1 protein-coding gene is annotated in these 255 nt (G+C 67.8%); it reads right to left on the bottom strand.

Annotation, left to right across the window (positions count from 1 at the left end):
- A partial coding sequence (locus ACX2DJ_RS13060) for a molybdopterin cofactor-binding domain-containing protein (RefSeq protein WP_462573174.1) occupies positions 1-255 on the bottom strand: 255 nt, incomplete at both ends.

Genomic DNA, 255 nt, shown 5'->3' with positions numbered 1-255 from the left:
CCGGAATCGGCGTCGTACACGCCATGCTCCAGCAGCGCCTGGCCGATGCCCTGCGCGAGGCCGCCGTGCACCTGGCCCTCGACGATCATCGGGTTGACGATGTTGCCGAAGTCGTCCACCGCGCTGAAGCGGTCGATGCGCACGACGCCCGTGGCCGGGTCCACCTCCACCTCGCAGACGTAGCTGCCGGCCGGGTAGGTGAAATTGGTCGGGTCGTAGAAGGCGTTCTCGTTCAGGCCCGGCTCCAGCTTGTCG

The organism is Altererythrobacter chaiwopuensis (assembly GCF_054957755.1).
Note: the sequence above shows the minus strand (reverse complement) of the source record. Positions and strands in the feature narration are given on the sequence as shown.